General features: G+C 49.0%; 18 protein-coding genes. 10 read left to right on the top strand and 8 right to left on the bottom strand.

What is annotated here, in order from left to right; translation table 11 throughout:
- Positions 1-106: 106 nt before the first annotated feature.
- Positions 107-436: a DUF5658 family protein gene (locus tag M0R33_RS08600; RefSeq protein WP_292567838.1), complete on the bottom strand. Its 330-nt coding sequence runs from the start codon at positions 434-436 to the stop codon at positions 107-109.
- Between the two features lie 393 nt (positions 437-829).
- Between M0R33_RS08600 and M0R33_RS08605 the strand changes: the two genes are divergently transcribed.
- Positions 830-1141 (top strand): DUF5710 domain-containing protein, encoded by a 312-nt coding sequence (locus tag M0R33_RS08605; protein ID WP_292567840.1) that lies wholly within the window; start codon positions 830-832, stop codon positions 1139-1141.
- 139 nt (positions 1142-1280) lie between these two features.
- On the opposite strand, the gene M0R33_RS08610 is transcribed toward M0R33_RS08605, so the two are convergent.
- Complete coding sequence (locus tag M0R33_RS08610; RefSeq protein WP_292567841.1) at positions 1281-1937, bottom strand: DUF1614 domain-containing protein; 657 nt, start codon at positions 1935-1937, stop codon at positions 1281-1283.
- Between the two features lie 374 nt (positions 1938-2311).
- Between M0R33_RS08610 and M0R33_RS08615 the strand changes: the two genes are divergently transcribed.
- From M0R33_RS08615 to M0R33_RS08625, 3 genes are all read left to right on the top strand, one after another.
- Positions 2312-2530, top strand: a complete 219-nt coding sequence (locus M0R33_RS08615; RefSeq protein WP_292567843.1) for a cold-shock protein — start codon at positions 2312-2314, stop codon at positions 2528-2530.
- A gap of 562 nt (positions 2531-3092) precedes the next feature.
- Positions 3093-3419, top strand: a complete 327-nt coding sequence (locus M0R33_RS08620; RefSeq protein ID WP_292567845.1) for a hypothetical protein — start codon at positions 3093-3095, stop codon at positions 3417-3419.
- Between the two features lie 124 nt (positions 3420-3543).
- Positions 3544-4050: a M48 family metallopeptidase gene (locus M0R33_RS08625; protein WP_292567847.1), complete on the top strand. Its 507-nt coding sequence runs from the start codon at positions 3544-3546 to the stop codon at positions 4048-4050.
- Between the two features lie 12 nt (positions 4051-4062).
- Here the strand turns inward: M0R33_RS08625 and M0R33_RS08630 are convergent, their stop codons facing one another.
- Positions 4063-5022, bottom strand: coding sequence for an alcohol dehydrogenase catalytic domain-containing protein (locus M0R33_RS08630; RefSeq protein ID WP_292567848.1), 960 nt, complete (start codon positions 5020-5022; stop codon positions 4063-4065).
- A gap of 55 nt (positions 5023-5077) precedes the next feature.
- Positions 5078-5866, bottom strand: coding sequence for a GIY-YIG nuclease family protein (locus M0R33_RS08635; protein WP_292567850.1), 789 nt, complete (start codon positions 5864-5866; stop codon positions 5078-5080).
- A 310-nt stretch (positions 5867-6176) separates the two neighbouring features.
- Between M0R33_RS08635 and lnt the strand changes: the two genes are divergently transcribed.
- The 3 genes from lnt to M0R33_RS08650 all read left to right on the top strand — a co-directional run bounded on the left by lnt (position 6177) and on the right by M0R33_RS08650 (position 8729).
- Entirely contained in the window at positions 6177-7745 is a 1569-nt protein-coding gene (gene lnt / locus M0R33_RS08640) for an apolipoprotein N-acyltransferase (protein WP_292567852.1), read from the top strand.
- The gene (locus tag M0R33_RS08645) at positions 7745-8362 is read left to right on the top strand and encodes a YqiA/YcfP family alpha/beta fold hydrolase (RefSeq protein ID WP_292567854.1); all 618 of its coding nucleotides are present in this window, start codon (positions 7745-7747) and stop codon (positions 8360-8362) included. The genes lnt and M0R33_RS08645 overlap by 1 nt, the downstream gene beginning before the upstream one ends.
- Before the next feature lie 100 nt (positions 8363-8462).
- Positions 8463-8729: a hypothetical protein gene (locus M0R33_RS08650; protein WP_292567856.1), complete on the top strand. Its 267-nt coding sequence runs from the start codon at positions 8463-8465 to the stop codon at positions 8727-8729.
- 105 nt (positions 8730-8834) lie between these two features.
- Here M0R33_RS08650 and M0R33_RS08655 read toward each other — a convergent pair whose 3' ends face one another.
- Positions 8835-9242 (bottom strand): septal ring lytic transglycosylase RlpA family protein, encoded by a 408-nt coding sequence (locus M0R33_RS08655; protein ID WP_366043414.1) that lies wholly within the window; start codon positions 9240-9242, stop codon positions 8835-8837.
- On the opposite strand from M0R33_RS08655, the gene M0R33_RS08660 reads away from it, so the two are divergent.
- On the top strand, positions 9241-9468 hold the full coding sequence (locus M0R33_RS08660; protein ID WP_292567958.1) for a hypothetical protein: 228 nt from the start codon (positions 9241-9243) through the stop codon (positions 9466-9468). The two genes, M0R33_RS08655 and M0R33_RS08660, sit on opposite strands and share 2 nt — an antisense overlap.
- Before the next feature lie 243 nt (positions 9469-9711).
- On the opposite strand, the gene M0R33_RS08665 is transcribed toward M0R33_RS08660, so the two are convergent.
- Complete coding sequence (locus M0R33_RS08665) at positions 9712-10176, bottom strand: winged helix-turn-helix domain-containing protein (RefSeq protein ID WP_292567858.1); 465 nt, start codon at positions 10174-10176, stop codon at positions 9712-9714.
- Positions 10177-10346: 170 nt separating this feature from the next.
- Here M0R33_RS08665 and sseA point away from each other — a divergent pair, with 170 nt between their 5' ends.
- Positions 10347-11231, top strand: coding sequence for a 3-mercaptopyruvate sulfurtransferase (gene sseA / locus M0R33_RS08670; RefSeq protein ID WP_292567860.1), 885 nt, complete (start codon positions 10347-10349; stop codon positions 11229-11231).
- A gap of 28 nt (positions 11232-11259) precedes the next feature.
- Positions 11260-11886: a class I SAM-dependent methyltransferase gene (locus tag M0R33_RS08675; RefSeq protein ID WP_292567862.1), complete on the top strand. Its 627-nt coding sequence runs from the start codon at positions 11260-11262 to the stop codon at positions 11884-11886.
- 101 nt (positions 11887-11987) lie between these two features.
- On the opposite strand, the gene ssb is transcribed toward M0R33_RS08675, so the two are convergent.
- On the bottom strand, positions 11988-12455 hold the full coding sequence (ssb, locus tag M0R33_RS08680; RefSeq protein WP_292567864.1) for a single-stranded DNA-binding protein: 468 nt from the start codon (positions 12453-12455) through the stop codon (positions 11988-11990).
- Positions 12456-12490: 35 nt separating this feature from the next.
- Positions 12491-13876, bottom strand: a complete 1386-nt coding sequence (locus M0R33_RS08685; RefSeq protein ID WP_292567866.1) for an MFS transporter — start codon at positions 13874-13876, stop codon at positions 12491-12493.
- Positions 13877-13938 lie beyond the last annotated feature (62 nt).

The following is a 13938-nucleotide window of genomic DNA, read 5'->3' on the forward strand; positions in this document are numbered from 1 at the left end:
AATAATCACGCTTGGAATTTATCCGACCGACTGGCAGGTTGCTAAGTACTAATCACAAGGACGAAATTATTGGTTACCACACAGCTATAAAACGTATCAGCCCACGCTAGCGTTGCGGTCCCCCAGCGGCTTTTGATGGTATGTCGATCGATAAAAATACAGGTAATACAAAAAGTATGACCAGCTTCAACAACATAATTGCCATTCCCAAACCCCACAAACCGGCAAAATAATTAAGCACCGGATTGACTTCGTCCACGGCGGCGAAACTCAGTCCATGATAGGTTACCAAGCCATCGGCGATATGCAATACACCAAAAAACAAAATCAGCAACGCATTCACCACATGTTTTGGCTGCGTAAGCCAATAGCCATTGGGTTCTAATAGCCTGACTGCACTGGCATTTACAATTTTACAAAAGTTGATGGGCTGCATGTCGTACTCCTCTAACTGGTAATACGCAATTTCATTCGGTAAAAAATACCCCACCATCAAAAAATCTACATTACTCTAGCCGTGCTTGAGCCAATTAAATTAGAAAGTAGTGTGATAATCGGTTACCGTTTAATCGATATATCCCATTTCACTTCCAAGACTAAATTCATTCGCCTTAGTTAATGAACGCAACTCAACTATAAACTCTTACAAATGGTTTACAATACACAAATATATGTATTATTTATTTCATATATGGCAACAAAATTCCCCCATTCCTGCATTGCAAACCCATTAGGTCAACGGTAAAGTAAGTAAATAAAGATAAGCACGAGCCGATCACGCAGCAATGCTTCGCTATGCGCTAAAAATTCAACACATTTCCAAATCAAAATGGCGAAATCAATCACTTATTTGAATGTTCCTTATGCGCAAAAAGATGCGGCGAAAGCGTTAGGGGCCCGCTGGGATACCGTCAATAAGAAATGGTATGTGCCCATCGGTAAGGAGATAGCGCCGTTCGCGCAATGGCTTTCCGACTTTGTTCCGCAACAAGCAGGTAATTCCGTCGCACCGAATAAGCCGATATCCACAGTATCGGCGACTAAAAAAACCATTTCGGCCAGCCAAAATTCAGGTGTGTTGACTTACCCCTCAATTCCGGATTTTGTCCCTTATGCCGGGGAAGAACCGCCTTGGGATTAATATTTCTTTATTCCAAGTACAATCTTTCCGGCCGGTAACTGTTCGGCTAAAGGGCGCGAGCAGTGACCATCGGTGCTTGATGCCGTTGGCATGGGAATATCTATTGGTTTTATGACCGAACGAGATCATTCACCAATAATCAAGCCAATAAAGCTGCGATGATACCTGTCAGAAAAATTCCGTCGAACGTCCCCGCCCCCCCTATCGACGCCACCGGAACATCAAGGCTGCCGATAATTTTCAGATGCAGTATGTCGGCACCTATCAATACCCCTATCACCCCGCCGATATAGGCAAGATGCGCGGCATGCGCGGGGTCGAGCAGGAGCGCCAACATAGCCGACGCCAGCGGAGCTATGAATAACGGCATGGCAATACCGAGGCCGGGAACGGGCCGACTAAGGCGATAACTTAAGCCGGCTATCATCAGGATGGCCACGCATAGCAATATCGGTTCAATTAATTGCAGCGAAATGAAATATACACACAAACCAACCGGAATCACGCAACCGCCGACATTGATGGCGATAATGGTATAAGCTTCCCTGGCAGGCTGAAATAATTCCCAAATAGGCTTTCTACCCGGCATCGTGACCAGATGACCGGTATTTCGGGTTTTTATTTTAAAAATGGGCAAATTGATACCGCTGCCCAACAGGGTCCCGATCAATACCGCCAGCGTAGCTTCCGGAGTCAAGCCGAGCTTGGTAAAGGCAATTTCAAAGAAATGTACCTGTATCATCGCCACCAATACCAAGGACATCAGCAAAAACAGCATCAATGAAATGGCGGGCATGGTTGGCTCCTATGGTGTTTATTGCGAAAAGGCTCGGACATAGTTTATGTCAGGTTATCATTGCATAGACCGACTTAAAACCGTCCGAGTATATACGCCCCCTTCTCGGCGCTTTATATCAGGCTATTCGAAGGGGGCTTCGACCAAGCTGACAGCCAACCAGAAAAACTTTCCACCTAAACCAGAATTAAGTTGACAATCCCGTCAATAGGCCTAGAATCAGTTCCAGCTAGAAAATATGATTTACCCTTGTTTACCGTTTCGATGTCTCTTCTGTAGCTCCTTCGTCCTGCTTTTCATTCAGTAATTTCCGCATTGTCCAGCTATATCGGCCTTACCCAAGGCTTTATCTTACTAATTTTTTAAGGACTTATATGTCTACTACAATGACAACCGGCATCGTTAAATGGTTTAACGCCGACAAAGGCTTCGGCTTTATCGAACAAAAATCCGGCCCCGATGTTTTCGTACACTTTAAAAACATTCTCGCCACCGGCAACGGTTACAAAACCCTGGACGAAGGACAACATGTTCAGTTCAAGCTTGGTCAAGGCCCTAAAGGCCCGCAAGCGGAAGACGTGTCCATCGTCTAAATATCGAATTCAATCACAGCCATCATATAATGGCTGTGATTGACAATAGCATTGCACTCTGCAACCTATTTAATTTGCTAGAACCATCCTTGTCTTACCTATCGCGCTCAAAGCAGTTTTATTCAAAGCATCACATATGCGGTAATCGGGCAAAGCACAGCCTTTCAAAAAGGCTTTTTTAACCAAAACAATCTCAAACATAACCATGCAAAAATTAATCGTAAAACCTCGCACAACACCGCCACCCCGCATTGGCTGGCACTATGACACTTATTTTCAAGAGCAATTAGCTAAGCTCAAAAAAGTTAATCACCCCCACTAAAGAAATTTAACACCACGGCATTAAGCCAGCTTTAAATTACTATAATGACAATGCCATGCCATAGCTGAGATAGGCAGAGCCCATTGACATACAGCAACGAAGCCTAAGAAAACCAGTGGCTCCAGAATAAACCCCCGAACTTTAGAATAAGTAAAAAATACCTTGCTTTCACACGCTGTTGTTAAGGTGACTTTCGGCATTTACCCAAGCAGTTATCCCCAAAACTGGAGATCCAAACTCATGAAAACTTCACTGAAAATTCTAATTTTATCGGCTCTCTTTTCCCTGAGCGCAGCCAGTTATGCCCAACAACCGCCCATGGGTGACGGCAAAGGCATGGAACACAATATGGGCGCAATGGACCCGGCAAAAATGACTGAGCATCTCAAACAAAAACAAGAAAACCTGCTGATGATGCACGACTTGTCGAATAAAATTCTGGCCGAAAAAGACCCGCAAAAGCAGCAAGCGCTTAAGGATCAACAACTAGAACTCATGAAAGCCCACCATATGGAAATAATGTCCATGCATCACGGCAAACCCATGGATCACAAGAAAATGCATTAACTCAGAGCTGATTTAACATCGCTCAATGTGAAAAAGCCGGCTAATACCGGCTTTTTTGGTAATGGCTGTATCCAGACGCCAAGAAACCTTAAAATCACCGTTTCACAACAGCCATTTTTACCTAATGTCTTCCTTGAAATATTTATCCGGCTATCCCGTAGCGGTCAGCGCGCAAATCGAGCAACTGCTTGAACAGGACAAACTCGGTGAAATCCTGTTAAAAAAATATCCAGCCAGCCATGACATACGTACGGACAAAGCGTTGTATAGCTATGTCATGTCCCTTAAAACCCAGTTCCTGCGCCAATCCGGCCCGCTAAGCAAAATCGTCTACGACGACAAAATTGACGTTTTACATCAGGCGCTAGGATTACATTCTTTCGTTTCCAGAGTTCAAGGCGGTAATCTAAAGGCAAAAAACGAAATCCGCATCGGCTCGGTATTTAAAGCCGTACCCCTGGAATTTTTACGGATGATTGTGGTGCACGAACTGGCGCATTGCCGGGAAAAACAACATAACAAAGCCTTTTATAAGCTATGCGAACATATGGAGCCCGACTATCATCAACTGGAATTCGATCTGCGGCTTTACCTTACCTACCGCGACCGCATCGGCCCGCTCTACTCATGACGGAGACGTGAATTAAGGTTGCAACAAGATTTTCCTGACTCCGGGCTGTGCCGCATGTTGCAAAGCGGCTAGGCCGTCTCTTAAGCTGTAGCGTCCATCCACCATTGTCTCTAGCGGGATGTTTCCTTGCCGCAATACCGCTAAAGCCTCGTCAAAAGGGCCGCAACGCGAACCCACTATATTCAATTCCCCAACCACCACCTTGGTTAGGTCGACAGGCTCGCTTGCCGAAAAGGTACTTTTCAAAACCACCGTACCGCCAGGCTTGGTCATTCTTAGCGCTTGGCTAAAGCCGCCGGCTTGGCCGCTGGCATCCACCACGTAATCATAATAATTCGCCGATACATCCTGGACCAAAGCAGTCTTGAGTTGCCACTGCTTAGGTAATGCCAAGGACATTGCCGATCTGCCCAGTACCTCGACATCGTAACCGGCCAAAGCCAGGACTTTGGCGATCAATAAACCCAAGCGTCCGGGGCCGATTACAGCCACCGGTTTAACCGGCCAATGTTCCAATTGCTTGAACACCCGAATCGCCGCCGCCAAAGGCTCGGTAAATACCGCCATTTCGTCCGGCACATCCTCCGGCACCAGGTAAAGATTACCGACCGGCAAGCTCACATAGTCGGCAAAAGCCCCGTCGTGTCCGCGTATACCCAGCACCCGACGATTCAGACAATGTTCGGGGCCGTCCCGCCGGCAAACATCGCAAATCCCACAGCCGATATTAATCGAACCCACCACCCGCTTATTCAGCCAGTGACGGTGCGTTTCCTGACTAACGGCTTCGACCACGCCGACGAATTCATGACCAATGGTACCGGTGAATTGTGCGTAGCCTTTCACCAATTCCAGATCGGTCGCGCAAATCCCGGCCAGTTTCAGCCGAATCAAAGCCTCGTCGGCGGAAACCTCCGGAATAGGCTTATCCTGGCGATAATTCAAACCCTTGTTTAATTCTAACGCTTGCATGGGATGGGTTGACAGAAGATATCAGTAGCTAGCATGAATATTAACAGTCTATCAATTACACGCCGGATAGGAATCCATCTTCAATTTGTTTCATCGTTTTTCCGTTCGCCGATTTCCAACTCTGAGGCCCACTTCTTGAAGTGCCTGCAACAATAGCAGCAGCATAACTAGAAGAACTTAATAAGATATCGTCGGTAGCAACCAGTTTATCGCCATCTTCTTTAAGATAACCGGTTTTAAGCAATTGCGCTTTAATGTCTGCCAGTTTTCCGGGAATACTTCCGGAATTCGTTTTTGAGAGCAGCGATCCTTGTTTAAGCACAAAACCTTCATTAGTAGCAGCACCTTTAGCTATTAAATTATTGACAGTAAAAGTTAGCTCACTAAGTGGGTTTATTCGTGTATTTTCTGCGCTAACCAGCCCTTCTCGTTCTTCGACATATTTTGTTTGTAAGATTAGCTCAAGAATGGGGTAACCTAAAACGCCTAAGACCATGCGCACATTAACGACAAATTCTTCCATCGCGTCTCGATCAGCACGCGGAAGGCTTGATTCAGGAGGATTATTTCCATTCTCGAGCTGATATCTGTCTGCTTGTTTAGCCAAACAGACCAGTACCGACTCCAAGTATTTAATATGCGCCTTGGTGAGATTTTCGTCTTTGCTAGTAAAGATAATTACTTCATTCCAGAACTCCTTATTTCTGTCGTGCGAAGTCAGTCGCTGCAAAACATTCTCCGATTCTCCAACATAAGCAATTGGTTTTGAATCGCCAAAACGGCTTTCAAACAAAAAATAAACTCCTGGCTTTGATGCTTCAGGCCATTTAGGTAGTTCGTTCAACCTACTTCGCGGACATGCAATAGCATGGCCTGTCCAATTTACTAGCTCAGCGTATCTAATTCCAGTTGCAGTAGCATCCGCCAAATAGATTCGAATTGATTTACCTATTGCCACAGTTGCCCCTTAAAATATATAGCTAAAATTAGGTAGTTCATCTATATCATCCAGTATCACCCCACTCTAAGCAACAGATTCAGCGATTTCCCGTACGACACGCACCGCGCTTCATCGCCGACAAGCCAACATATCAAGCCCATCCAACGATCGGTTACAATGCCCTTTTTCGAACCCAAAAACGGAATGACCAGGTATGCAAACAGAATTGCCGGCTAAATATTCTCAATGGCTGTTGCCGGTGCTATCCGGCGTCTTGATTGGTACCAGTTATATCCCGTTTCCGCCCTGGGCATCGTTATTCTGTTTTGTGCCGTTGTGGTTGTTTTGGCAGCAACAGCACCGCTTGAAAAACGTGCTGGTTAGCGGGGTTTTGACCAGTTTTATATACACGCTGATCGGCTTCAACTGGGTGACGTACACCTTGCACGAATTTGCCAAGGTGAACTGGTTCGTATCCGGCATCGGCATGATTTTGTTCGCCTTGTTCGGGCATTTATTTGTACCGATTGCCGGAGTGGCGTGGTTCTGGATTCGCAAACGATTAGCCTGCAACGCCGGCTTGTCGTTTGCTTTAATGGCCGTCCTCACGGCATTAGCCGAGCTTTACGTGCCGATGCTGTTTAAATGGAATTTCGGCTACAGCTGGTACGGGGCCGGCTTGCCGGTTTATCAGTGGGCTGAAATCGTCGGTTTTACCGGGCTGAGCATGTTAAGCATATTGACCAATCTGCTGGTATTGTGGGCTTGGCGGCGGCGGGCGACTATCCACGGCAAACTTGGTTTTACACTGTTGCTGATGGTTTTCGCCGGGCTGAATGGGGGCGGCATCTGGCTAAAAAACCGCCTGCCCGAGCCGGACTCCGCAGTAGATGTGCTGCTGGTACAAGCCAATATCGGCAACCTGGAGAAGCAATCGATGGAACGCGGCAAGGGCTTCCGGGCGGAAATCTTGACTCACTATTTCCAGGCCACCGACGCCGGCTTGGCGAAAAATCCGCAGGTGGATTTCGTGATGTGGTCTGAAACCGCCTTTCCTTCGCTGCTGGGCGGCGAATACAACCAGTCGTTTTACGCCGAACTGCTGCAAGAGTTTCTGCGCAACCGGCAAGTGTCATTACTTACCGGCGCGTACGCAAAAGACCCAAAATCCGGCTTGATCACCAATTCTCTGTTTGCCGTCGACCAGGAAGGCACTATCCTCGAACCGCATTACAGCAAGACCATTTTATTGGCCTTGGGCGAATATATTCCGGGTGAGGAAACCTTCCCCTGGCTCAGAACCATGCTGCCGATGGTGGGACATTTCGGACGCGGCCCGGGACCGACCATGCTGCTAAAACTCAACGGCCATGCCATGGGTCCGCAAGTCTGTTACGAAAGCTTGTTTCCGGAATTTTCCAAGGGACTGGCGGATTTGGGTGCGCAATTTATCGTTAATGTCACCAACGACTCCTGGTACGGCAGCTGGCAGGAACCTTATCAGCATTTATACATGACCCTGGCCCGCGGCGTGGAATTCAGACGGCCGGTAATGCGGGTCACCAATACCGGCGTCTCAACCGTGTCGCTGGCCAACGGCGACGTGCTGGAATTGTCGCCGCTGGATACCAGCTGGGCGGGCGCTTACCACGTACCTTTCGTAACCCAACCGCAAGCCACGTTCTACCAGCGTCATCTCAACCTGATGCCGGGGCTGTTGTGGACAGGCTTGTTAGCGTTGTTCGGCGCGGGCTTCATGCAAAAAACCAACCGGCTAAGCTGATGACTAACAATACCATTATTTATCTGCACGGCTTCAATTCCGCATCCTTGGATTTAAACGGCAACTTGCTGGTCGGCAAACAAAAACTGGCGGTGATGCAGGCGTTTTGCGCCGAAAACGGCATCGGGTTTGATACCCCGAATGTCGACTACCGGGATTTTCAAAATATCGTTGAAGACTTGCTGTTTAGCTGGAACCAATATCTGGATCAAGGTCATGAAGTGGTTTTCATGGGCTCGTCCATGGGCGGCTTTGCCAGCGAATACCTGGCCATGAAAACCGGCTGCAAAGCCGTCATGATCAATCCGGCCATCAGCCCCAGCGAATTATTGCCGCGGTTTATCGGCGTGAGCGAAAATTTTGAAACCGGCCAGCCTTATGATTGGACTCAACAGCATTGCGACCAATATCAACGCTACGAGCAAGAACTCGCCAACAGTGCGCAAGCGCTAGACAGAACCGTTTTACTGGATATGGCCGACGAGCTGCTGGATGCGGAAAAAACCCTGGCGAAATATAAAGCCATCGCCAAGGTGGTGACATTTGCCAGCGGTTCACATAGTTTCGAACACATGCGCGAGGCATTGCCTGTCATTGCGCAACTCCTCTCGATGTAACTTCACGGGCCACAGTTTCGCCCGGTGAAATGCCATCAGCCCCGTTATTCGAGATCGGCTTCTAAACGCCACCGGCGCGGAAAATGCTTTACCGCTGGAAGTGGAGCAAGATCACGCGGGATACGGCGAGCATCAGGCGCGACAGGTCATCGCCCAATTGCACAAACCAGCCAGGGCGCATGGTGTAACCGGCAGAGTTGCCAACAATACCCGCGCCGAGTTGACATTGCAGGGCGGCGGCATTTGGGACTATGCGGCAACCAATTATATTGCGCCGACCCGGCTATCGCTGAAAAAGCACTGCCCAACCAGGATTGAGATTGTTTCAGTCGACATCCAGGTAATGCTACTCTCGCAGATCGGCTGACCTGGCTATATTAGCCAGACACCATTACCAAATAGCGCGAACCATTGAGTATAAAACGTCCAGGGACAAAAAAGTTTTAGTGCTCTGGTCGCCAAAAATTTCAATTTACGAATCGCCAATATATTCGACGGAAACTTCGGCTAGCCCGGAAATACCAATCTGTTTCGCCGCGCCTTGCGACAAATCAATCAACCGATCGCTTTTAAAAGGCCCCCTATCGTTAATCATTACCTCCACGGAACGGCCGGTTTTAAGATTGGTGACTTTTACTCTCGACGGGATAGGCAAGGTTTTATGGGCCGCGCTAAGCCCATGCGGATGAAAGCGGGCGCCACTCGCCGTGCGACTGCCGGATTGACCACCGTACCAGGATGCCATGCCCGTGGCTTTATAGCCAACCGCACTGGGCAAGGGCGCGTAAGTTTTACCTTTAACTTTGTAAGGTTTGTTATAAGCTGCCAAGCGGTTATAGGCGGGCAGCTTGGCTTCCGGAAACTGGCTGGAAGTCATCATGGGCGATATGCTTGCACAGCCTCCCAGCGAAACCCAGGTTGTAACCGTCATCAGCCGAACCATTTGCCTGTTTGACCCACTAAAGCACGCCGTTAACCATTCGAAAAATCTAATCATTATTCCGCCTGTCTTCATTGCCGCAAATCAACGCTGCAACCACGTTACGAAGCATTCATTCACTTTGCTGATAATTAAGGATTTGTTTATTCTACAAAATCCTTCTTAAAATCAGATGAGGCTGAAATTATGATTGGGTTAAATTCATCAGCGCTTAAAACAGCGGCAGACGCTATTCAGGGCAGCGTTAAGACATAAAAATTCGAAAAAATTTGGTCAAAAACAGGACATAAAATGGTTACTCTCAACTTGTCGTCCTAAACGCAGTCGCGAAATGGATGGCGATTTGTAAACACCTCAATCCAAATGCCCGCAGGGGGTGCGGGCGAATGACTCATCTTAACCAGGCTTTTTATTTCAAGGCAACGACCTCGATCCGGTCGGCGATACTGATGCTAATTTTGTCTTCCAAAGCCAGCCAGCCAATACTGCGCTGGACGATTTTCTCCTCTTCCGGAAGCTCCTTTACCAATTTAGCAACGGAGGTCTCGCCGTTTCCAGACAAGTAATGCCAAATAGTACCCGCGGTTAAACCGACCCGCTCGGCCATCGGTAATTCCGGTTTTGCCGCCGCCGGTTTGACTGGCTTGGCTTTAGGCTTTGCAGCAGCCGGCTTCTTCGGCGCAGTCTCTACAACCGAAGCAGGACGGGGTTGTTCGACGTTGACTTGCGGCGCTACCGCTTTAGGCTTCTTTTCCGGTGCCTGGCCGGCGCTGGTTTTTTTCGGCGTCAGCTTGGCAGCGGCTTTGGGAGCAACAGCAGCTTCGACTGTAACTTTCGTTGCAGGTGTTTCGGGAGAGATTTTGGTCTTTTTCATAATGCGATAGCCCTTAAAAAACAAAGTACGCAGTATAAACCATTCGGAAATAAACCCACTCCAACAGTTAACGGGGGGCTGGAATTTCGCAGCCAATGGCAATAATACGTTAGTATCCGCTCAACGATACATCAGCTTGAGACGCTCAGCTAACCCAATATTAACTCGCCATGATTACAGTTTCATTGCCCGACAATCACACGCCTGCCTCCTCAAGTGCTTTAATCGGTTGCGAATGGCTGCTGCAAAACATCGATCGTCCCAACCTGGTTATCCTGGACGCCACGTTCTTCTTAGCCAGACAACACCGTAACGCCCGACAGGCATTCGAACGCCAGCATATTCCCTGCGCACAGTTCTTCGATATAGACGTAATTGCTGACCAGGACAGCGCCCTGCCGCATACGCTGCCCAGTGCGGCACAATTTGCCCGGCAAATGGGGCAATTCGGCATCGATAATGACAGCAGGGTAATTATTTACGACCATAATCACTTTTTTGCCGCAGCCCGCGTCTGGTGGATGTTTCGGGTATTTGGGCACGACAAAGTCAATGTTTTGGACGGCGGCCTGACGCGCTGGGCAACATTATCGTACCCCTTGACCGCCGAGGCCAAGTCGCCGGCATCCAAACCGTTTAATGTTGTTTTTCAACCCCGGCTTTATGTGGATTTGCAACAGCTACTTGCCATACATCGACAAGGCTGCGCACAAATTTTGGATGCCCGTTCCGAGGACAGTTTTAACGGCCGACGCCCGTTACCCGATCCCGCTCTTCATCCCGGCCATATCCCGGGCAGCGTTAATCTTCCCTACCAGAACTTATTCAACGAGGAGGATCACCGCTTAAAGCCAAACGAATCGTTACAACAGCTCCTATCGGCCGCCAAAGTGGACTGCACCCTGCCGATGGTCGCCAGTTGCGGCTCGGGCGTGTCTGCGGCACTATTGATTCTGGCGCTTTATCAACTGGGTATCCACAATGTACCGCTGTACGATGGCTCCTGGGCGGAATGGGGACGGCGGGCGGATTTGCCCAGGCAAACGCTGGCTTAAGCCGGTTTAATTTCATCCGGCAAAGCTTATGGATCGAAAAACCAACACCTTGCAAGAAATCGAAACAATCACGCTGGGTCACTATAATCAAAACGCAGCGGACTTTTGGCGCGGAACGCAAGATCACGACGTCAGCCAAAACTATGCGGCTTTCTTGGCCCCGTTTCCAGAGGATAGCAAACTGGATATTCTAGACTTGGGCTGCGGACCCGGCAGGGATGTTTATTACTTCAAAACCTTGGGCCATAGACCTGTTGGCCTGGACGGCAGCGAAGTATTTTGCCGGATGGCCCAGGCCTATACCGGATGCCGGATACTGCAACAGAACTTCCTGTCCCTGGACCTACCCTATCAGGCTTTCGACGGCATTTTCGCCAATGCAGCCCTATTTCACGTACCCAGTCGCGAATTACCCCGCGTTCTGAACCAGCTATATGCGACTTTAAGGCCGAATGGTATATTGTTCATGTCCAACCCGCGCGGCAACGGTGAGGGTTGGTCGGGAAACCGCTACGGCCACTATATGCAGGTCGATCGCTGCGAACGTTTTTTGGCGGATGCCGGCTTTAACATGCTGGATTTTTATTACCGCCCCCCAGGCAAACCTTTGCATGAACAGCCCTGGTTGGCGGTTACCGCCATCAAACCAAGCTAAAATTTTCGCCACCGCATCCAGCCATTTGCCCAGCATAAACAAAAAGCCTCCTATAACAGAGGCTTAGTTTATTTTATTTACATTTTAATCCCAGGTGTAAATCAAAACGGAATATCGTCATCGAAATCATCGTAACTGGCGGGTGCCGGTTGCGACGGCGCGGAAGGAGCAGAAGATGCTGGGCGATTGTCGTAGCTGCTGGCAGGCGGCGCGTTATCAGAATAGTTAGTGGTGCCACCGCTTCGACTACCCAGCATATTCATGTTATCGGCAACGATTTCAGTTGTGTAGCGCTCTTGCCCATCCTGACCTTGCCATTTCTGAGTACGAATGCGGCCTTCAACATAGACCTGACTGCCTTTTTTCAGATATTCGCCGGCAATTTTTGCCAAACCACTAAAAAACACTACCCGATGCCATTCAGTTTCTTCCTTGCGTTCGTTGGTATTACGATCTTTCCAGCGACGGGTGGTCGCGAGTCTTATCGTAGTAATGGCATCGCCACTTGGCATATAGCGTACTTCAGGATCGGCTCCGAGATTTCCGATCAGCATAACTTTGTTCAACATGGTTGTCTCCGTTTAAAAAATTCAATAACAATGACTTACTGCCATTGCTTTAAAAATAGGTTTAATTCGTTTTTATCCAACCGCTGACTATCGACTTTTAAATAGGCGGTATTTTCTTCGAAATGCAACCGCACCTCTTCGACACCGTTGAGGGCTATTAGCCGCTTGGAAAATTCCGTTCCCCGCTCCGGTTTAACGGCTTGCAGCGAAAGCAGCAAGTTGGCCAGATAACGCGGCGGCGACATGAATAGAGCAACTAACGCCCAGCTGGCCGCAATGGCGGCGGAAAATATAAACACCGAGCTGGGGCCGTATTCGCCGTATAACCAGCCACCGCTGGTACCGCCTAAAAAAGCGCCCATGAATTGAGAGCTGGAATATATCCCCATGGCCGTGCCCTTCAAATCGCCCGGCGCGGTTTTGGAAATCAGCGAAGGCAACGTGGCTTCCAATAAGTTAAAGCCGCAGAAAAACACCCACAGGCAGGCGATCAAACCGATCAACTGGCCGTGTAGCAGAATAAAGCCCAAATTGGCAAGCACCAGGGAAATCACCGCACCGACGAATACTTTCTTCATCTGGCGCTTTTTCTCGGCGATGATCACGAACGGAATGATGGCCGCCATGGATGTAACCAGCACCGGCAAATAAACCAGCCAATGTTTACCGGCCAGCAATCCTGCGTCGCGCATCAATAACGGCACCACCACGAAGCTGGCCATTAAAATCAGATGCAGCGAAAAAATACCGTAATTAAGCCGCAGCAAATCGGCGTTTTTGATCACCGAGCTCAGCTCGGACGGAATATATTCGGCATCGCGGTGCACGCTTATCTTGCGGGGATTAGGCACGATGAACACGATAACCAGCACAGCCAACGACGCCAAAATCGCAATCGTCCAAAAAATGCCGCTAATGCCGAAATGGTGGGCGATCAGCGGCCCCACGGTCATCGCCACCCCAAACGAAACGCCTATACTGGCACCTATGGTGGCCATGGCTTTGGTGCGATTTACCTCCTGGGTCAAATCCGCCAACAAGGCCATCACGGCAGCCGAAACCGCCCCGCAGCCTTGTAAGGCGCGCCCGATCAGTATCCCGTAAATATCCGTCGCCAGCGCCGCCACCACGCTACCGGCTAAAAACAGCAGCAAGCCGATGACGATAATCGCTTTGCGACTGAAGCGATCCGACAATAAACCGAACGGGATTTGCAGTACGGCTTGCGTCAGGCCGTAAATCCCCATGGTCAATCCGACTAATTTGGGTGTCGAGCCCGGCATTTGTTCGGTAAACAGCGACAATACCGGTAATAGCATGAATAAACCCAGCATTCTGAGCGAATAAATACTGGCCAGCGAAACAGTTGCCCGCTTTTCCATGCGCGTCATTGCACCCGAAACATCCTGAACCTGTGTCAAACCCCAACTCCTCTTTGCCTTGCATCGTGAAAGACACGTATAGTATCAGGTTCTTTAAATTG

The sequence above is a fragment of the Methylomonas sp. genome, from assembly GCF_023228165.1.
In the GTDB taxonomy this organism is placed as follows: Bacteria; Pseudomonadota; Gammaproteobacteria; order Methylococcales; family Methylomonadaceae; genus Methylomonas.

Excerpts from the sequence above, each read along its gene's own strand:
- sseA (WP_292567860.1), top strand. The coding sequence starts at position 10,347 with ATGATTACAGTTTCATTGCCCGACAATCACACGCCTGCCTCCTCAAGT.
- M0R33_RS08615 (WP_292567843.1), top strand. The coding sequence starts at position 2,312 with ATGTCTACTACAATGACAACCGGCATCGTTAAATGGTTTAACGCCGAC.
- M0R33_RS08620 (WP_292567845.1), top strand. The coding sequence starts at position 3,093 with ATGAAAACTTCACTGAAAATTCTAATTTTATCGGCTCTCTTTTCCCTG.
- M0R33_RS08675 (WP_292567862.1), top strand. The coding sequence starts at position 11,260 with ATGGATCGAAAAACCAACACCTTGCAAGAAATCGAAACAATCACGCTG.
- M0R33_RS08625 (WP_292567847.1), top strand. The coding sequence starts at position 3,544 with ATGTCTTCCTTGAAATATTTATCCGGCTATCCCGTAGCGGTCAGCGCG.
- M0R33_RS08630 (WP_292567848.1), bottom strand. The coding sequence starts at position 5,022 with ATGCAAGCGTTAGAATTAAACAAGGGTTTGAATTATCGCCAGGATAAG.
- M0R33_RS08605 (WP_292567840.1), top strand. The coding sequence starts at position 830 with ATGGCGAAATCAATCACTTATTTGAATGTTCCTTATGCGCAAAAAGAT.
- lnt (WP_292567852.1), top strand. The coding sequence starts at position 6,177 with ATGCAAACAGAATTGCCGGCTAAATATTCTCAATGGCTGTTGCCGGTG.
- M0R33_RS08600 (WP_292567838.1), bottom strand. The coding sequence starts at position 436 with ATGCAGCCCATCAACTTTTGTAAAATTGTAAATGCCAGTGCAGTCAGG.
- M0R33_RS08665 (WP_292567858.1), bottom strand. The coding sequence starts at position 10,176 with ATGAAAAAGACCAAAATCTCTCCCGAAACACCTGCAACGAAAGTTACA.
- ssb (WP_292567864.1), bottom strand. The coding sequence starts at position 12,455 with ATGTTGAACAAAGTTATGCTGATCGGAAATCTCGGAGCCGATCCTGAA.
- M0R33_RS08655 (WP_366043414.1), bottom strand. The coding sequence starts at position 9,242 with ATGATGACTTCCAGCCAGTTTCCGGAAGCCAAGCTGCCCGCCTATAAC.
- M0R33_RS08610 (WP_292567841.1), bottom strand. The coding sequence starts at position 1,937 with ATGCCCGCCATTTCATTGATGCTGTTTTTGCTGATGTCCTTGGTATTG.
- M0R33_RS08660 (WP_292567958.1), top strand. The coding sequence starts at position 9,241 with ATGGGCGATATGCTTGCACAGCCTCCCAGCGAAACCCAGGTTGTAACC.
- M0R33_RS08645 (WP_292567854.1), top strand. The coding sequence starts at position 7,745 with ATGACTAACAATACCATTATTTATCTGCACGGCTTCAATTCCGCATCC.